Here is an 18,927-nt window from a genome sequence, read left to right as displayed (position 1 = left end):
AAAAAGTACTTCGTACTTCCCACTTCGTACTTGTTTTTGGGGGTGCCCCCAAGCTATCGCAAGGGGTCGGGCTTTCCGCTATTACTCCGGCACAAAGCCCCTGCTGCGATGGCCTCACCGGGGTAACCGCTTCAATCCCTCACCCGAAAGCCCGTTACCGGTTACAAGTTGCTGGTTGCCGGTCTGTTGAAGTTTAGAAGGCTTAAAATTTGCTTGAATGATCAAGTGCAGAAGCTATTCGATGCCCGCTGCTAACATTAAACTTTAAACAAAAAAACATTGAACAGTTAAGGCGCATATTAGTAGAACAACGGCGCTAACCTACACTGCGGGAAAAGCTGCACAGCGAATCCAACAGCACAAGAGTGCGACGCAACGGCAGCTTAATTAATACTTTCCAGCCGGGCTCATAATTATTTGTCGTCATGGGCCCGCCGGGCCTATAAAAACCGTTGAAAGGCGGGAGAGATGCCCCATCTACGAAACCTTTCCAACTACAATTGAATTATTCCGTTTATCATTTTTGACATTTTTTCTCCGCCTGCCTTTTTCAATTTAGCGTTGCAATCAAACCAACAACCATTTCATTGTACCACAGATGAAAGTATTAGCCGGCATATTAACTGCTTGTATTGTAACCCTGTTATGCTCTTTTGCAAATGCACAAACAGGAAGGCTTACCGGCTATGTTAAGGATAACACGAAGCCCGTGGAATCTGCCACATTATCTTTATTAAAGCTGGCTGACAGTGTACTTGTAAAAATTGCCGTTACAGATAAAAACGGTTTGTTTGAACTGGACAATGTTAAGGCCGGCGATTACCTGCTTAAATTGGAAGCCATTGGTTATCAAAAATATTTTACTGCTGTAAAAGTTAAGGCTGGGGAAACAACCATTGTTACTGAGCCGGTATTGCAGCGGGAAGAGGCAGCGCTGGCTGGTGTAAGCGTTACTGCACGCCGTCCGCTGATAGAAAACAAGATTGATAAAACAGTGGTTAACGTAGATGCGTCGCCCACCAACACAGGGCTTTCCGCTTTGGAAGTACTGGAAAAATCCCCTGGCGTTACAGTGGATAACAACGGCAACATTAGCCTTAAAGGCAAGCGTGGCGTAATTATTTTAATTGATGGCAAACCTGCTTACCTGAGCGGGGAAGATTTGACTAATTACCTGAAAAACATGTCGTCTAACCAGCTTGACCAGATTGAAATAATGAGCCAGCCTTCGGCAAAGTATGACGCGTCTGGTAATTCAGGGGTTATTAATATCAAAACTAAAAAGAACCGTAATAATGGTTTTAACGGCAATATTTCTACAAGCGCCATTTTTGCCAGGTACTTTAAAAATACCAATAGCATTAACCTAAACTGGCGTAAAGACAAGGTTAATATTTACGGTAACTACGGCTATTCTTATTGGGAGGGTTTTAATGAGATTTATATTGACAGAAGCTCGAGGCTTAACAGGAATACAGCTTACGACAGGTATTCTTCCCAGTATACTTTTGGCAAATATTCCGGCAGGCCGCAAAACTTTAAAGCGGGTATAGACTGGTTTGCGAACAAGAAATCCACCTTTGGTTTTGCTATTACAGGCAACTTTGAAAACGACAGGTTTAAGTCAGAATCCCGCGCCGATATTTTTGACAGCCTGTACCATTTTGTAGGGTACAACCAGGCAACCTCCCAAACCCATGACCCATGGACCAACCTGGGCTTTAACCTTAACCTGCAGCAAAAACTTGATACCGCCGGAAAGGAACTAAACATAGACGCTGATTATATTTTGTACCGGACCAAGGGTAACCAATACTCCAATAACTACCTCTACGACGCAAAGGGTGTTTTGCTGGCGGATAGCGACCCCAACAATCCCAACCCTTACCTGCTGAATGGCTACCTGCCCGCCAACATAGATATTTATAGCTTTAAAGCAGACTATAAACAACCGTTGAAAAAAGGTGCTACGCTGGAAGCCGGTGTTAAGTTCAGTTATGTAAAAACTGATAACGACGCCCAATACACACTGTACGATAACGGCGCCGGAAAGTGGAAACCGGATATGCAAAGAAGCAATCACTTTTTGTACAAGGAAAATATTAACGCGGCGTACATTAACCTGCAAAAGCAAATAAAAAAATTCGGAATACAGCTTGGGCTTCGTGCAGAGCAAACCGTTGTTGACGGCAACCAGGTTACCCGTGATACCGCTTTTCACCGTAATTACACCCGGCTTTTTCCAACGGCGTATGTCAGCTACAATGTTAACGATAAAAACACCTTTGGACTGTCTTACGGAAGGCGTATTGAACGCCCGAATTATCAATCGCTCAATCCTTTCCAGTACCAGTTAGACAGGTATACGTACCGCCAGGGCAACCCTAACCTGCAGCCGCAGTTCAGCCATAATATTGAGTTGAGCTACAACTACAAAGGAGAGCTTAATGTATCGGCCAATTTTACCACCGTTTCAGATATCATTAACGATGTACTGCTTACGGAAAAACTTCCCGGAGACTCCAACTACACTACTTATCAAACAACGCTTAATGTGGCCTCCAGCAGAAACATCGGCCTGTCAATAAATTACAACAAGCAGCTTAAAAAATGGTGGACGTTAAATGTTTTTGCCAACATTTACAACAACCAGTTTAATGGCTTTCTGGATGGGGAAAGCATCAACGTTAACTACACCGCTTTTACCGCCAACATGAGCAACCAGTTTAACTTTAACAAAGGCTGGAGTGGCGAGATAAGTGGCTTTTACAGCTCAACCCAGTTAGAAACAAGCTCCATTTTGGCAAGGCCCATGGGTATGTTTTCGGTAGGAGGGGGCAAAAAATTCTTAAAAGATAAAGCCGGTATACGGTTAAACCTTCGCGACCCGTTTTATATTATGAGTTTCCGTGGCAGTACAGATATGAACCGGGGTTATACCAAAATACACAGTTTTTGGGATAACCGCAGGGCCATCATCACATTTACGTATCGCTTTGGCAGCACCAACGGGCAATCGCCAAGGCGCAGGTCAACCGGTGCGGAAGATGTGCAGAACCGCGTAAAATCAGGCGGACAAAATTAGTTTTTTCTCATGTGACTATATAGCGGCCCCGGTTTCTACCGGGGCTTTTGTTTGATTGTTGTTGTCTCGCAACTGCGTAACCGCAAGTTGTACAGGCAGGCACGGCAAAGCATATTTTAACAACGATTCATTACAATTCTGCCGGTTTATCTTTAAAAGCAAATTATCTTGCGCCCCATTTCCGCAACATGGCTAAAAACAAGAAAATCAACATTTCCTATTACCTTTTATTGCCTTTCTGGTATTTGTTGTCTGTTTTACCATTCCCGGTTTTATACCTGTTGGCAGATTTTGCCTTTTTTATAGTTTACCGCGTTACCGGCTACCGCAAACAGATAGTACTTACCAACCTGCGCAACTCTTTCCCTGAGAAAACAGAGGCTGAAATTAATGATATAGCGAGGAAGTTTTATGGCTACCTCTGCGATATGTTCCTGGAAACCTTTGTTACCCTTACCATCTCCCGCAAAAAAATGCTGGAGCGCTGCCAGTTTGATCCCGAAGCGCTTGCTCTTTTTAACAGGATGGCCGATGAAGACAAAAGCTCCGTTTTGGTAATGGGGCATTATGGCAATTGGGAATGGGCAGGCAATACCTTTGCTTTATGCTGCAGGCAGCGGCTTTATGTAATATACCACCCTTTAGCCAGCGAAAGTTTTAACCGGCTCATGTTCAAAATAAGGTCAAGGTTTGGCAACGGGCTTATTGCCATGAAGGATACAGGCCGTGCTATGTTGGGCTACAGGAATGAGGTTACCACCACTGCTTTTATAGCAGACCAAACACCATCGAATACCTATGCCTACTGGACTAATTTTTTAAACCAGGATACACCTGTTTTTTGGGGAACGGAGAAAATTGCCGGCAAATTCAATTACCCGGTTATTTACGTAACCGTTAAAAGGGCAAAAAGGGGTTATTACCGCATTTATGCTGAAATGCTGGAAGAAAACCCAGCCCAGACCAGGGAAGGAGAAATTTCTGAAAAACACACACGCAAACTGGAACAAGATATTAAAGAACAGCCTGAGATATGGCTTTGGTCACACAGGAGATGGAAACATAGCCGCCGAACCGATTAAACCGTTATCTTGCTGCAAATACCCTTCATGTTATCTGGTAAACAATTAATTCTTGCTACTAAGCCCTATGCAAAAGAATGTAAGCGCACAAGCTGGTTATCACTTTTGTCAACCATGCTATTGCTTGCAACTTCACTGGCGCTAACATTGTTCGTTCCATCCTTATTGATTGTAATACCGGCAAGCATTGTTTCAGGATTGCTGATCGTTCGTTTTTTTGTCATTTACCACGATTACCAGCATTCTGCAATTTTGCAACGCTCTAAGCTTGCCAAAATAATCATGACGTTATTTGGCATTTATATACTTGCTCCGGAAAGTATCTGGAAAAGGTCGCATGATTATCACCACAAGCACAATTCCAAGTTATTCAGTGCGGAAATAGGGTCATTTCCCGTAGCCAGCGAGGAAAAATTTAAAGCGATGTCTGGCGCTGAAAAGCGGCAGTATCTCTTTATCCGTCATCCACTAACTATATTGTTTGGTTACTTAACCATGTTTGCTTATGGCATGTGCATACGGTCTTTCGCAAGTAGCCCTGGCAAACATGCAGATTCCCTCGTGGCCCTGATTGTACACCTCGCACTTTCAGTGGCTTTGTTTATGTTCTTTGGCTGGCAGGGTTGGTTATTTTGCATTTTTGTTCCCCACACTGTAGCCTGCGCCATAGGATCGTACCTGTTTTATGCCCAGCATAATTTTCCAGGTGTGTACTTTAGCTGCCGTAATAACTGGTGCTACGAGGTAGCCGCATTGCAGTCATCAAGCTATATGAAAATGAACCGCGTAATGCATTGGTTTACAGCCAATATAGGCTATCATCATATACATCATCTTAATGCCCGCATACCATTTTACCGCCTGCCTGAGGCCATGAAAGGCATAGCTGAACTGCAGGCTGCTAAAACAACCTCGCTAAAACCGGCAGATATCGCCGCCTGCCTGAAGCTTAAAATATGGGATGCAGAAAATAACAGGATGATTACATTAAAACAAATGCGCATGAAGCAAAGGTCTTTGTCCAGCAACCTTGGCTGATATGGCATCTTCAGAAATTTGGATTTCATGCAAACCTTTAAAATTTATCCTAAAATTTAGTTTTTGGCAGGATTTTAGTAATTGAACTGCTAATATTGCCAAATCCATTTGATGGATTAGAATTATTCATTATCCTTTTGAATTATCCATTACCTGCATAACAAGGTGATGAAAGTTATACAAACCTGAAGCCTCTTTTAAAAACCATACATGGCTGTTCAAGTAACAGCCATTCTTTTTAGAAATAGTTATAGTTTTTTTGCCCTATCATTGTTGTAATTATAACAGGCTCATGCAACTTCCTGTAAAAATTCCATTTGTTTTGTTTTTATTTATTTTCTTGTTACAAGCCTGCAAAAAAAGTGAGGTTACAGTAAGCAATTGCAACATCGGCTTTACCAATGTATCCCCCGATGCTGGCCCACTTGATTTTTTGGTTAACGCCAATGTCATATCCGGTGGGTTAACTTATGCAGCATCATCCGGTTATGTTTCAACAGTTCCCGGCACTTACAGTATGCAGCTTACCAATACCGGCAGCAGCGATGCCTTATTCAGCTTTACAGGTACGCTTACCACCGGTAAATACTATTCTTTATATGCAATTGACTCATTAAGCAGGATAAGGCCTATTATTATTGAAGACAATTTTATTGCTGATACCGCAAGGGCCAAAGCAAGGTTTTTCCAGTTTAGCCCAGGCCTGGCAAAGGTGGATATGATGATAAAGCCGACAGAAAAAGATACGTCATTTAATAAAGCAACAGGCCGCACTTTTAATGACCAGGATACTACCAATACTTTTCAAAACTTTGACGCTTTTACGGCTGACACATGCAACGTAACAGTGTGGCGCTCTAAAGATTCAGTAGTGCTGGCCGAAAAAAAGAATTATATCTTTAAAAAATCCAAACTTTATACCTTGCTGCTAACCGGTACAGATACGGCAGCATCCTCCACACGCAGGCTAACTATTCAAATAACAGAACATTGACTGTCAATAATATAGCCTGGTTTATTTAATTATTTTTGGAAGCGTTGTTTGCGGTTATTTGTTCAGCCGCCACATTTAAAAAGTTGGGAAGTATATGGCTGTACGTCCACATAATTTTATCCGGATCGTTCAACTGGGTTATCATGCTTTTCCACTTTTCTTCACCATGGTTTTCAATAACCATTTCTTTTTTATCCTCTCGCTGCAGGTACATGCTCATACCCACCGCGTCTGCTTCAGGGTGAAATTGTGTACCTACCAGGTTATCGGTAAAACGAACGGCCATAACGGCCCTCTCAAAAGGAACATGCGGCCTCTCTTTTTCTATGGCTAATATGCGGGCTTTTAGTTCTTTCAATCGTTTCCAATTCGGTTTAATCACCTGGTAATCACGACTGTCAACCGCGTAAAAGGGGTCACGCAATCCATCAAAAACTATTTCATCAATACCTTCCTCCAGTTTATGTATCGGGAAAACGCCAAATGAAGTTGATTTGCGGGCACAAACTTCTGCTATGTTAAAATACCGGCAGGCAAGTTGGAAGCTGTGGCAAATAAAAAACACATGTTTTTTCGGATACCCGTTTATTCCGTTATTATGATTAAGCACACTCGTAATCCAGTCAAAATACCGTTGTTCCCATGCACTGTTTTCGCTTTCCAGGGGCGAGCCCGGCCCCCCGCTGGATATATATACATCGTAGGATAAATCGGGCACTTCAAGTTTTTGCCGTATATCAAACTCATCATAACTTACGGAGTAATTATTGGCCTTTCCCCATTGTTCCAATATTTCACGGATGCACCGCATGCCCTGGTTGGGCAGGCCATTGTTCATGTCTATAATAGCTGCACGTACCTTCATTTGCAAAATGCTGATTAAACAGCAAAGATAAGGCATGTGGCAGTTTTGGCAGGCACACCGAGACTGGTGTACATGGCTTGTGGAAAAAATTGAATAATGAACTACTGTAAGCGCAATGTTTAATTATTTAAGGTTCAATGTTAATTAGGTGTCCTGCATATTCCTGCACTTAAATGTAGGGTCAATAGCCATCAAGAGATGCATTTATGCGGTCAGGCAGCAAAAATGCAGCCTATTATACCATTGGTGAGGGAATAGCAGCGATTTACCCCCTGCAACCCCTGTCGAGGTGGTAATACAGCTAATTATCTACATAAAGGCTGTTGCGCAAGGTATGCGTCATGTGTTTTTTAAAGTAATTTCAAACCTTAAACAGCATCCATTTGCAAAACCAGCACCAGAATATCATACATGCGCTTGACTTTCTAAAAGAAGTTACAGACCGCCGGCTACAGGAATATTTTCATAAAGAGAAAGCTTTTGAATTCCGTTTTCCGCAACCTGTTATTGTACCAGACAATGGCCCGCTGCACAGCTTCCTGGTGCACCATCAACTACATGCAGAAGAATTTACCATACTGTTGCTGGCCCTTGCGCCGCATGTACAGCCCGGCTTCCTGGATGCGATTATTCAGAGCTATCTTCCCAATGGTGGCGAATTCGCGGAAATAGGCGCCGTTAAAGGGCAACACCACCGTGGTTCTTTGCCTACCGGTGAAACTGCTCTTTTTATATTGGCGGGCGCTGACGTAAGCAAGCGCCTTCAGGCCACCAGTTATTTTTCGCAGGAACATTTTTTTGCCAGGAAGAACATACTGCAACTGGAAGCTGTTAAAGATGGGGAACCGCCCATGAGCGGCAAGATTATTTTGCAGCAGGAATATGTGGATTTGTTTACCACCGGCCATAGCTCAAAGCCCCGTTTTGGCCCTGATTTTCCGGCCAAAGCTGTCACCACAAAAATGGACTGGCAGGACCTTATCATCAACAGCAAAACACGCCGGCAGATAGAAGATATCCGTGTATGGCTGCAATACAACGAAACGCTGGTAACCAACTGGCAAATGGAAAAGCGTGTTAAGCCCGGTTACCGCGCCTTGTTCTATGGGCCTTCCGGTACGGGTAAAACATTTACGGTAACGCTGCTGGGCAAACAGTTTAACAAAGAAGTGTACCGCATTGATTTATCGCAGGTGGTTTCCAAGTATATCGGCGAAACAGAAAAGAACCTGGAAAATGTTTTCCGCATTGCCGAAAACAAAGACTGGATATTGTTTTTTGATGAGGCCGATGCGCTGTTCGGCAAACGTTCCGGCGTACAAAATGCCCATGACAAATATGCCAACCAGGAGGTATCGTACCTGCTGCAAAGAGTAGAAGATTTCCCGGGCCTTATTATACTGGCTTCCAACTTTAAAAGCAATATTGACCAGGCCTTTGTGCGCCGGTTCAATGCCATTATCCACTTTCCTATGCCCACAGCCACGGAGCGCCTGGGCATTTGGCAATCCTGCCTGCCGGTTAAAGCAACCCTTGATAAAACTGTTGACCTGCAACAAATAGCCAGTAAATACGAGCTAAGCGGCGCCGCTATTATGAACGTAGTGCACTATGCAGCCCTGCAAAGTGCCAGCCGCCAAAGCAACAGCATCTCTAAAGACGACCTGGTAGAAGGTATTAAAAGGGAATACGAAAAAGAAGACAGGGTGTTTTCTTAAAGTACGAATGATGAAGTACGAAGTACTTTTTGCATAGTTGATGATGCGTTGAAAAAACATTTTTTAGTTAGAGATTATAACTGTCTTTAAGCTGGGCCTGCTTACATTTTTGTCAGCCCTAATTAAGCAAGATAAATTATCCAATAGCCTGAAAGGCTAAAATGTTAATAGCCCCTGATAAAATCCGGGGTTGGTATTTTGACAGGGATATTCAACCTCAAAGAGGTTGACTAATAGTATCACAACTTTTTGGAAGCATTTGATGATTTTTATTTTCACACCATCGGCTAATCCAGTCCAGGCCGGCCGTCCCAGCCTTCATCGGCGGTAAAATGCAGCAACTTTTTATCAGCTTCCAGCACCGCTTCCATTTCCCGGGAGTTATGCCGGACGGCATTAATATATTCTTCATCATTGCGAATGGAAGAAAGGTATTTTAATGTCTTTTCATCCTGTACAAAAAAAGTCTTTCCCCAGCGGTTGGCTTCGTGTGCACGGTAGCCCAGCATGCGCAGGGCGTCAACCCCCATGCGTATGCTGGTATCCAGCGTTTCGCGGTAAATGTGCAGCATGCCTGCATTCATCAGGTCATAGGCGTCGTAGCGGTTGCTGGCCCGCACCAGCATGCGCAGGTTAGGAAAATGTTTTTTAATGGTATCAATCATTTCCCTGCGTTTATCTTCATCGCTAATGGCAATAATGATAAGTTTGGCTTTATGCGCCCCGGCAATCTGCAGTAAATCATGGCGGCTGGCATCGCCATAATACACGTTAAAGCCCATGCGCCGTACACGGTCAACATTATCGCTGTCAATATCCAATACGGTGGCGCCAATATTGTTGGCCCGCAAAAAGCGGTCAACCGTACTGCCAAAATGCCCGTAGCCGGCAATAATAACAGGATGGTCCTGTTCTTCTACATCCGGTTCACGGGCAGGGGTGGCATCGGGGTCGCCGGCACATAGCCGGGGGACAATAAATTTTTCATTCAGCATCATTGCCAGCGGCGTAAGCGCCATGCTGATGGCTACAACGGCAATCATGATATCTGTAACATCTTTTGACAGTATGCCTTCCTGCGTAGAAAAACTCAGCAGCACAAAAGCGAATTCACCCACCTGGCAAAGGCCAACGCTAAATAGGAAATTCTGCGCATTGCTTAACCTGAACGATTTGCCCAGCAGGAAAAGCACCAGGAATTTAACCGTCATAATAGCCAGTACAAGACCGGCAATTAACATGGGCCTCGCGGCAATAAGGTTAAAGTCAATGGAAGCGCCCACGGCTATAAAAAACAGGCCCAGCAGCAGGCCCTTAAATGGGTCAATGTCAGATTCCAGTTCGTGCCGGTACTCGCTGTTGGCCAGCACCACGCCAGCCAAAAAAGTACCGAGTGCCGGGCTAAGCCCAACAGAGGTCATAAGTACGGCTATACCTACAACCAACAGCAAAGCGGTAGCGGTAAACATTTCCCGCATGCCGGTTTTGGCAATTATCCTGAAGAGGGGCCGCATAAGGTAACGGCCGGAAACTATTACCAGCGCTACAGAGCCCAATACCAGCAATGTTTGCGCCCAGCCCGGCAGGCTGCCGGCAAAACCGGTGCCGTGAGTGGCTGCACTGCTGTTACCCGTGCCCAGCAATGGAAACAAAGCCAGCATCGGTATCACCGCTATATCCTGGAACAGTAATACAGCAAAAGCGCTTTGCCCTGCGGCTGATTTCATCAACCCTTTTTCATTCAAAGACTGCAGCACAATGGCCGTAGAAGACATGGAAATAATCATACCCAGCGCCAATGCCTGTTGCCAGCCCATGTTCAGCAACATGGCAAAGCCTGCCACAACTATGGTAGTAATGGCAACCTGCAGACCGCCCAGGCCCACTATGTTTTTTCGTAAGCGCCACAGCGTGGCAGGCTCCAGTTCAAGACCTATCACAAAGAGCATCATCACTACGCCAAACTCTGCAAAGTGCATCAGGTTTTCGCCTTCTTTACCTATTAGCTTAAAGCAGGCCGGGCCTATAATAATGCCCGCTACCAGGTAGCCCAGCACAGAGCCTAACCCAATTTTTTTAACCAGGGGTACTGTAATTACCGCCGCTGCCAGGTATATCATGGCCTGGAATAAAAAGCCTTGCTCCATAACGATGTTTTAATAACAGGTGCAACAAAAAATTGTATAAGCAAATCTCTGCAATATCAGGTATCTGTGCGAATTTTTAAAGTTGCAGCCAGAAGCAGGATGCCGGTTAATGTGATTAAGTTAAGAAGAAAGCCTTTGTTCTTTGCGCCGTAGGTGCTACATGTTTGTAGAAATAGCATACGACAAGGTAATTATGCCGCATAGCGGCTACCCTTAAGCGACGATTGGGTAGCCACTCCATGGCATCCGTTCATCTAAATGATTTTGTTTCTACAAACAGGAAGCCCCGATGGGGCTTAACTTAATAATATTGGGCTGCCGGTTACCAGCCGCCAGCCTTATACAGCAGCTACTATGTGGGAAAAGCTGCATAGCATATCCAACAGCTAAGAGTGCGACGCAACGGAAGCTTCATAGTTGTTCCTGCTGCCGGGTACATAATTGTATTTGTGATTATATTGCGGCAAAGACGCGATATGAAAAACATGCTACTGTTGTTTTGCTGTATGGCAATGGCTTGCCTGCCTGCGTTTGCGCAGGATGCCGCTTTTGACAACGACTCTCTTGTTAATGGCGCCATAGCCCCGGCGCTGGTGGCCAAACAGTTTAGTTTTACTGAGGGCCCCGCGGTGGATAAGGATGGCAACATTTTTTTTACAGACCAGCCTAACGACAGGATCTGGAAATACGGAACAGACGGTAAGCTAAGCCTGTTTATGGAAAAAACGGGCCGCTCCAACGGTTTGTATTTTGACGCGGCCAATAATATTATTTCCTGCGCTGATGAGCGGGACCAGCTATTGCGCATTAGCCTTAGCGGTAAAGTGGATACATTGCTGAGCCTTTATAATGGCAAACTACTAAATGGCCCCAATGATTTGTGGATTGATAAACCGGGAGGTATTTATTTTACTGACCCTTTTTATGCACGCCCTTATTGGCAACGTACGGAACCTGATATACCGGGACAGCATGTGTACTATTTACCGGCAGGCAGTCAGAACGCTGTAGTAGTGGATAGCAGCCTTGTAAAACCTAATGGAATAGCAGGAACGCCCGATGGAAAATACCTGTATGTTGCGGATATTGGCGATAACAAAACCTATCGTTTTTCTATTAATGAAGACGGCAGCCTGGGTAACCGTACGTTATTTACAGAGCAAGGTTCTGACGGTATTACGCTGGATGAGAAAGGCAACGTTTATCTTACAGGCAGAGGGGTAACAGTATATAACCCTGCCGGGCAAAAAGTGGCTTACATACCAGTAAATGAAGGATGGACAGCCAACCTTTGCTTTGGTGGCAAAAACCGCAATGTTCTTTTTATAACAGCGTCTAAAGCTGTTTATACTTTGCCCATGCGGGTAAAGGGGATTGAATGATAAAACCTGCAACTAATTGCAGATATAGAAAAGGGATACTGCAAAAATCTTCGCAGTATCCCTTTTTTGTGTTGGTTTATGTAATTAATTCAGCAGGCCATGTACAGACTGCCATAATTGTTGTTTGTTGAATGGTTTTTCAAGGAACAGGTCAGCACCATTTTCTATCGCTACATCTTTAGCTTCTGCGTCGGCGCCGGTAATCATAATAATCTTCGTAGAGGGATATTTTTCTTTTAAAAAGCTAATAAAATCAAGTCCGTATCCATCAGGCAACCTGTTGTCAAGAAGCACCACGGCAGGTTGTTCCTGTTGCAAATATTCCACAGCCGCAGCAATGCTTTTTACATGTTCAATCTCAAACTCCCTGCCTGCAAGTAAAAGATTAATAAGAAAACACATTTCGCCTTCATCTTCAACAATAAGCAGCTTACGCTTTTGCACTGTAGCAGGGGTTTTTAGATTTTCTGTTGCCATCTTTTCCATAAATCAATAATGTTTTGTACAACTGGTATTAAAATAACCGTGCCAGATATATGGCCTGCCTGTAACTCATAAAAGCATCTTGCGGAAAAACTGAAAAACGAAAAAATAATTACCGCCTCACCAGCGCGGAGTACATGGTTTCTCCATAAACAGATGGATATTCCTTCAACTTTTCTACCTGGTGGTACCCTGCGTTTTCAAACAGTTGCTTAAGGGCTGTAAAACAAACAGGATAGGGTACCCATGCATTGGAGGTGGTGGTATTGTATTCAACTATCATAAAGTACCCTGGCGCCTTTATATGTGCTGCCGCTTTTTTAAGAAAGAGTTTTTTATCCTTTACATAATGTAAAGAGTTGGCCATCAATACTCCATCAACATCGTTAAAGGGCAGCCCGTCTTTCACAAAATCACCCTGCCATTTTTGAATATTCACACCCTGGTAGTTATCTGGTATCTTGCTTAAGCCTGCATTGTCGCTGTCCATAGCATGTATCATGCTATCCTGTTGTAATATAGCGGCAAGGGCAAGGGTAAAAGTACCGCTTCCGCACCCCAGTTCAGCCCAGGTTTGCCGGGCGCCATCAACCTGTGGATGCTTAAGCATTTCAAGGGCATTGTGTAATTGCATACGTAAAAAAGTTTTCTCTGTGTTGCAGGCTGTTTTGCCCGGGCACGTAAATACCGGCCAACATTAAATTTAGCTAATATATCATGCCGCTGATCAAAAAAATTATGCAAGCGTTTGTTAATAATTAAACGCCGGGCAACCGCATAAGTAAATTGATAAATGGCTAGTCTTTCACTGGTATGGAGGCAGATAATTACAGATGCACTGGAATATTATTTGTACTTTGCCTGTATGGCTTACAATACTTTTTTGCTCTATGGCGCCAATGGTTATACAGGTGAAATTATTGCACGATATGCTTCCCGTTTCAACTTGCGGCCAGTGCTTGCCGGCAGAAGGGAAGCTGCAATAAAACCCATTGCCGATAAACTGGGTTTTGATTACGTAATTGCGGATTTAAACAATGCCGCGGATATGGAAGCTGCCATTGCCGGGCACAAAGTGGTAATGCATGCGGCAGGGCCTTATGATATTACCGCCAGGCCCATGGTAGAGGCTTGTATTAAAGCCGGCGCCCACTATATAGACCTTAACGGAGACCTTGCTGTTTTTGAAATGCTGCAAAGCTTTAACGGGGCTGCCAGGCAGGCGGGCATTATGCTGTTGCCGGGTTCCGGGTTTGATGTGGTGCCTACCGATTGCCTGGCCATGTACCTGAAGAATAAACTGCCTGCCGCTGTTGAATTAAAGCTGGCTTTCGCGATACTTAACAGTGCCATATCCCGCGGCACTGCTATCACTACTATTCAAAAGCTGGGGGCGCCGGGGGCGGTAAGGCAGAACGGCCATATTGTGCCCAGGCCCATTGGGCACAAGGGCAGGTGGGTACAGTTTAAAACCGGGAATGGCAAGCCTGATAAAAATATTTTTGTTATTACCATACCCTGGGGCGATGTATCAACGGCGTATTTTACCACGGGCATACCCAATATAGAAAGCTATACCGCCATGCCCAAACCTGTATGGGTACTGCTGAAATTGCAAAAAGCGTTTAACTGGTTATTACGCACCGGCTTTGTAAAAAGACTGGTGCAAAAGTCTATTGATAAAAAACCTGCGGGGCCAGACGATGCCATGCGGCAAAAAGCGGTAAGCCTGGTATGGGGCCAGGTTACAGATGCTGCCGGCAACCAGGCTGCGGGCTGGCTGCGCTGTCCCGAAGCGTATGAACTGACCGCTTTAAGCAGCCTGCTGATTGTACAAAAAGCGCTGAACAGAAATTTTAGGCCAGGCTACCAAACGCCGGCCAGCGCTTACGGAGAAAACCTGGTAATGGAGATAGAAGGTGTAGAACGATTTTAAATCATACCCGCCAAAATTTTTATGGTACCAGCCATATCACCCGTGGCATCATCGTTGCGTCGCAATCCGTTCATCGGTTGGTTTTTCATGGCATCTTTTCAGACCCGGGTAGGGGGAGTAGTGAGTGGTGAATGGTGAGTGGTGAGTGGGATGCATTTCATTCTTCATTCAGCATTCCTTGTTCCTTGTTCGATATTAGAATGGTGAGTGGTGAATGGTGAGTGGTGAATGGTGAGTAGGATGCATTTGATTCTTCATTCGGCATTCCTTGTCCTTGTTCGATATTCTCTACCCGGGTCTGAAAAGCCGCCCAATGAACAGAAAGATAAAGTGATTGCGACGCAAGGGACGATGCTATGAAATACCATAGCTGGTATCCCAAAAAAATTGCAGGAAATATTTTAAATGAAGGCCGGAAATTTATTGAAAACCAATGCCATTGCGGGCTGTTAACCGTTTCTTTCCACTTCTTCTCCACAGCGTAATTTGTTCATTGGCAGATACCTGAAAATTGGCTTATGTTCGCAGTTGATAAAATGGGATAGACCGTGAGATTAAAAAGCTTAGAAATAAAGGGGTTTAAAAGTTTTGCCGATAAAACCGTGGTAAGCTTTGATGAAGGCATAACCGGTATTATCGGGCCCAATGGTTGTGGCAAGAGCAATATCATTGACAGCATACGTTGGGTAATCGGCGAACAGAAAATTTCTGCACTGCGCAGCGAAAACCTGGAGGCACTGGTATTTAACGGTTCTAAAACCCGCAGCCCCAGCGGCCTGGCAGAAGTAAGCCTTACTTTTGAAAACACCAGGAACCTGCTGCCCACGGAATTCAGCACTGTAACCATTACACGCCGCTTTTTTAAGAACGGAGACAGCGAATACCGCCTGAATGATGTTAGCTGCCGCCTTAAAGACATTCATAACCTGTTTATGGATACCGGCGTAAGTACAGACAGCTACGCTATTATCGAGTTGGGTATGGTGGATGATATCATTAAGGACAAAGAGAACAGCCGCCGCCGTATGCTGGAACAGGCTGCCGGTATAACTATCTACAAAACCCGCAAGAAAGAAGCAAAGAGCAAGCTGGATGCTACGGAGATGGACTTAAGCCGCATTGAAGACTTGCTTTTTGAAATAAACAACCAACTTAAAACGCTGGAAAACCAGGCTAAAAAAGCGGAGAAATACTACGAGATAAAAAAAGAATACCGGGAAATATCCATAGAACTGGCCAAAGCTTCCTTGCAGGGCTTCAACATTACTTACAAAGAGTTAAATGAGCAGCAGGAAGCGGAGACCAACAAAAAGTTTCAACTGGAGGCGGAGATAGCCACGGCAGAAGCGGCGATTGAGCAGGAGAAAGTTGGCTTTATTGAGCAGGAGAAAGAACTGCAGGCCATGCAACACGCGTTTAACGACCTGCAGCAAAACCTGCGCACCAAAGAAAACGAAAAGAACCTGGCTAACCAGAAGCTGCATTACCTGAAAGAAAAAGAAACCAGCCTTAACGAATTTTTGCAGAAAGCCGCCGGCCAACTGAAAACTATTGAAGATTCCATTCAGTATACGCAAATGCAGGTGGGCGATGAAGAAGGCCGCCTTGCTGATTTGCAGGATAGGGTAGAGGCTGCCAAAATGGACATTGAAGACAAACGCCGGGATTTTGATGGCAAACGCTCCGGCCTGGATACCTTGCGCAGCCGGTACCAGCAGATACAACGCAGCCAGTTTGAGGCCGAGAAAAAAGTGGCCGTAGCGGATACTTCCATTCAAAACCTGTTGCGCAGCAATGCCCAACTGGGAGATGAAAAACAGAACCGCTCCTACCAGTTGCAGCAACTGGATAACGAGCTGAAAGAAAAGGAAGAAAACCTGGCCGCCAGGCGGGAAGAACTGCGGGAACTGCAGGAACAGCATGAACGTACCAAAGCACAAATATTTGAAACGCAACAGGTATTGGAAAGCCTGCGTACAGAACTGGCGGAAGAAACCCGCAAACTGGATAGCAAGCGCAACGAGCATGCGTTGTTAAAAAGCCTGATTGACTCCATGGAAGGCTACCCTGAAAGTGTAAAATTCCTGCACAACAACCCACAATGGAAAAAAGATGTGCCCATACTCTCCGATATCATTTATGTACAGGAAGAGTACCGTGCGGCCGTTGAAAATGTGCTGGAACCTTACCTGAACTACTACGTGGTAGATAGCCTGGAAGATGGCCTGCAGGCTGTAAACCTGCTGGATGCCAACAAAAAGGGTAAGGCTAATTTCTTTATGCTGGAAAAGCTGGAGGAAGTAAATGCTGAGGGCTACCAGCCTAAGCATACCATAAAAGCGCTGGACGTAATTGAGGTAGATGAACAGTACAGCAAGCTGGCCGGATACCTGTTGGGCAATGTGTACATTGCTGAGAACGATGAAGCGCTTGTTAACAGCAATGGCGCGGTTGTGCTGGAAAAAACCGGCAAGTATGTAAAAGGAAAATATACACTTACAGGCGGCAGTGTGGGGCTGTTTGAAGGAAAGAAAATAGGCCGCGCCAAAAACCTGGAAAAGCTTCACGATGAAATAGTGTTGCAGGATGCTGTTGTAAATTCCCTGCGGGCGGAAATTAAGCAAAAACATAGCGAAGTAATTGGCTACAACGAGCAACTGAAAGAAAATACCATCAAGCAAACAGAAAACGAAATCAACCAGCTTACCAACCAGGTTTTTGCAACAAAGAACAGGATAGAAAATCTGCAGTCTGCCCAGCAAAATGCCCAGCAACGCATTGAGGATATTGAACTGCGCCTGCAGGACGAGCAGGATGCTATTGCAGATACCCGGGATAAGTTGCTGGAACTAAACAACCAGCTACAGCAAACCAGCCAGGAGCTGAAAACAGTGGAACAGGATTATCAACTGGCGGAACAGGAATACAATTTCGCATCTGCCGTGTATAATGAAATAAACCTGCAGCTTACCCGCCAGCAAAGCAAGATTGCTGCGTTAAAGCAGGAGCTTGTGTTTAAGCAAAACCAATTGAACGAACTGCATGACCAGGTACAACTGAATACGCAGCAGCTTTCTGAAGCCTCCGGCAGTATAGCAGACAGCGAACAGGCACTGAAAGACGCGGAAGAAAACCTGCTGTTATTGCTGCGCACCAAAGAAGAGGAAGAAAAGAAACTGAATGAAGCAGACCAGGCTTATTATAGCCAGCGCAGCAGCCTTACGGACAAAGAAAGCGAACTGCGCCATAAAGCCAAAAGCCGCGAAATGGCAGAACACCTGCTTGGCGAAATAAAAGACAAGCTGAACGACCTTAAGCTGCAACTGGCCGGTATGAAGGAAAGGCTGAGCGTGGAGTTTAAAGTGGAGCTGGACGAAATACTTGACCAGGACAGGATTACCGACAGCCCGCTGGAAGAACTGCAGGCCACCAGTGACCGCATGAAGAAACGCCTGGAAAATATGGGCGAAGTTAACCCGACAGCCATAGAGGCTTTTACAGAAATGAAAAAGCGCTACGAGTTTATCCTGGAACAAAAGAACGACCTGGTTACAGCCAAAGAAAGCCTGCTGCAAACCATTCAGGAAGTGGAGGCAACCGCCAACCAGCAGTTCCTGGATACCTTCAACCGGGTTAGGGATAATTTTCAGAAAGTTTTTAAGGCATTGTTTACAGAAGAAGATACAGCGGACCTGGTACTGGAAACCCCGGAAAACCTGGCAGAAACAAGTATTGATATTGTTGCCAAGCCAAAAGGTAAACGCCCATCGTCCATAACGCAGTTGAGCGGCGGGGAAAAAACATTAACTGCTACGGCACTGTTGTTTGCTATCTATCTTATCAAGCCGGCGCCGTTCTGTATACTGGATGAAGTGGATGCGCCGCTGGATGATGCCAATGTGGGCAAGTTTACGCAGATGATACAAAAGTTCAGTGAAAACTCCCAGTTCATCATTGTAACACACAATAAAATGACCATGAGCGCCGTGGATGTGATATACGGCGTAACCATGCAGGAGCCCGGCGTAAGCAAATTGGTTCCGGTAGATTTCAGGTCGCTTAACTAGCTTACTTGCCCATTTTTTGATACAGTGGGGCTGCGGTTTGCCGCGGCCCTTTCTATTTACAGAAAGTTACTTACAATGGCCGTCAGATGGGCTTTCAGGGCTAAATTGATATAGCTTTTTGATGTCGCCT

Annotated in this window: 13 protein-coding genes; 8 read left to right on the top strand and 5 right to left on the bottom strand. The window is 44.9% G+C overall.

Annotated elements, in window-relative coordinates:
- Positions 1 to 598 precede the first annotated feature (598 nt).
- From F0364_RS18095 to F0364_RS18080, 4 genes are all read left to right on the top strand, one after another.
- Positions 599 to 3,085 carry a TonB-dependent receptor gene (locus F0364_RS18095; protein ID WP_153799215.1) on the top strand — a complete coding sequence of 829 codons (2,487 nt, stop codon included), beginning with the start codon at positions 599 to 601 and terminating at the stop codon, positions 3,083 to 3,085.
- A gap of 188 nt (positions 3,086 to 3,273) precedes the next feature.
- Entirely contained in the window at positions 3,274 to 4,167 is an 894-nt protein-coding gene (locus tag F0364_RS18090) for a lysophospholipid acyltransferase family protein (RefSeq protein WP_153799214.1), read from the top strand.
- 114 nt (positions 4,168 to 4,281) lie between these two features.
- A complete protein-coding gene (locus F0364_RS18085) occupies positions 4,282 to 5,205 on the top strand; it encodes a fatty acid desaturase family protein (protein WP_235921142.1) in 924 nt (307 codons plus the stop codon).
- Positions 5,206 to 5,497: 292 nt separating this feature from the next.
- The gene (locus F0364_RS18080; protein WP_153799212.1) at positions 5,498 to 6,199 is read left to right on the top strand and encodes a DUF4397 domain-containing protein; all 702 of its coding nucleotides are present in this window, start codon (positions 5,498 to 5,500) and stop codon (positions 6,197 to 6,199) included.
- A gap of 25 nt (positions 6,200 to 6,224) precedes the next feature.
- Here F0364_RS18080 and F0364_RS18075 read toward each other — a convergent pair whose 3' ends face one another.
- Positions 6,225 to 7,064 carry a type 1 glutamine amidotransferase gene (locus tag F0364_RS18075; RefSeq protein WP_235921141.1) on the bottom strand — a complete coding sequence of 280 codons (840 nt, stop codon included), beginning with the start codon at positions 7,062 to 7,064 and terminating at the stop codon, positions 6,225 to 6,227.
- Positions 7,065 to 7,447: 383 nt separating this feature from the next.
- On the opposite strand from F0364_RS18075, the gene F0364_RS18070 reads away from it, so the two are divergent.
- Positions 7,448 to 8,782 carry an ATP-binding protein gene (locus F0364_RS18070; RefSeq protein WP_153799210.1) on the top strand — a complete coding sequence of 445 codons (1,335 nt, stop codon included), beginning with the start codon at positions 7,448 to 7,450 and terminating at the stop codon, positions 8,780 to 8,782.
- 287 nt (positions 8,783 to 9,069) lie between these two features.
- Here the strand turns inward: F0364_RS18070 and F0364_RS18065 are convergent, their stop codons facing one another.
- Entirely contained in the window at positions 9,070 to 10,929 is a 1,860-nt protein-coding gene (locus F0364_RS18065) for a monovalent cation:proton antiporter-2 (CPA2) family protein (protein WP_153799209.1), read from the bottom strand.
- 476 nt (positions 10,930 to 11,405) lie between these two features.
- Between F0364_RS18065 and F0364_RS18060 the strand changes: the two genes are divergently transcribed.
- On the top strand, positions 11,406 to 12,311 hold the full coding sequence (locus tag F0364_RS18060) for an SMP-30/gluconolactonase/LRE family protein (RefSeq protein WP_153799208.1): 906 nt from the start codon (positions 11,406 to 11,408) through the stop codon (positions 12,309 to 12,311).
- Positions 12,312 to 12,395: 84 nt separating this feature from the next.
- Here the strand turns inward: F0364_RS18060 and F0364_RS18055 are convergent, their stop codons facing one another.
- Together F0364_RS18055 and F0364_RS18050 are read right to left on the bottom strand one after the other, a co-directional pair.
- Positions 12,396 to 12,797 (bottom strand): response regulator, encoded by a 402-nt coding sequence (locus F0364_RS18055; RefSeq protein WP_153799207.1) that lies wholly within the window; start codon positions 12,795 to 12,797, stop codon positions 12,396 to 12,398.
- A gap of 109 nt (positions 12,798 to 12,906) precedes the next feature.
- On the bottom strand, positions 12,907 to 13,428 hold the full coding sequence (locus F0364_RS18050; RefSeq protein WP_153799206.1) for a class I SAM-dependent methyltransferase: 522 nt from the start codon (positions 13,426 to 13,428) through the stop codon (positions 12,907 to 12,909).
- A gap of 159 nt (positions 13,429 to 13,587) precedes the next feature.
- Here F0364_RS18050 and F0364_RS18045 point away from each other — a divergent pair, with 159 nt between their 5' ends.
- Positions 13,588 to 14,730: a saccharopine dehydrogenase family protein gene (locus F0364_RS18045; protein ID WP_153799205.1), complete on the top strand. Its 1,143-nt coding sequence runs from the start codon at positions 13,588 to 13,590 to the stop codon at positions 14,728 to 14,730.
- Positions 14,731 to 14,887: 157 nt separating this feature from the next.
- Here the strand turns inward: F0364_RS18045 and F0364_RS18040 are convergent, their stop codons facing one another.
- Positions 14,888 to 15,208, bottom strand: a complete 321-nt coding sequence (locus F0364_RS18040) for a hypothetical protein (RefSeq protein WP_153799204.1) — start codon at positions 15,206 to 15,208, stop codon at positions 14,888 to 14,890.
- Positions 15,209 to 15,278: 70 nt separating this feature from the next.
- Between F0364_RS18040 and smc the strand changes: the two genes are divergently transcribed.
- On the top strand, positions 15,279 to 18,797 hold the full coding sequence (gene smc, locus F0364_RS18035) for a chromosome segregation protein SMC (RefSeq protein ID WP_153799203.1): 3,519 nt from the start codon (positions 15,279 to 15,281) through the stop codon (positions 18,795 to 18,797).
- Positions 18,798 to 18,927: the final 130 nt, after the last annotated feature.

Source organism: Foetidibacter luteolus, from assembly GCF_009650435.1.
GTDB classification, from domain to species: domain Bacteria; phylum Bacteroidota; class Bacteroidia; order Chitinophagales; family Chitinophagaceae; genus Foetidibacter; species Foetidibacter luteolus.
This window is presented reverse-complemented; position numbering and strand designations above follow the sequence as displayed.

Coding starts and splice junctions, on each gene's coding strand:
- F0364_RS18095 (WP_153799215.1), top strand. CDS start 599: ATGAAAGTATTAGCCGGCATATTAACTGCTTGTATTGTAACCCTGTTA.
- F0364_RS18090 (WP_153799214.1), top strand. CDS start 3,274: ATGGCTAAAAACAAGAAAATCAACATTTCCTATTACCTTTTATTGCCT.
- F0364_RS18085 (WP_235921142.1), top strand. CDS start 4,282: ATGCTATTGCTTGCAACTTCACTGGCGCTAACATTGTTCGTTCCATCC.
- F0364_RS18080 (WP_153799212.1), top strand. CDS start 5,498: ATGCAACTTCCTGTAAAAATTCCATTTGTTTTGTTTTTATTTATTTTC.
- F0364_RS18075 (WP_235921141.1), bottom strand. CDS start 7,064: ATGAAGGTACGTGCAGCTATTATAGACATGAACAATGGCCTGCCCAAC.
- F0364_RS18065 (WP_153799209.1), bottom strand. CDS start 10,929: ATGGAGCAAGGCTTTTTATTCCAGGCCATGATATACCTGGCAGCGGCG.
- F0364_RS18060 (WP_153799208.1), top strand. CDS start 11,406: ATGAAAAACATGCTACTGTTGTTTTGCTGTATGGCAATGGCTTGCCTG.
- F0364_RS18055 (WP_153799207.1), bottom strand. CDS start 12,797: ATGGAAAAGATGGCAACAGAAAATCTAAAAACCCCTGCTACAGTGCAA.
- F0364_RS18050 (WP_153799206.1), bottom strand. CDS start 13,428: ATGCAATTACACAATGCCCTTGAAATGCTTAAGCATCCACAGGTTGAT.
- F0364_RS18045 (WP_153799205.1), top strand. CDS start 13,588: ATGGCTAGTCTTTCACTGGTATGGAGGCAGATAATTACAGATGCACTG.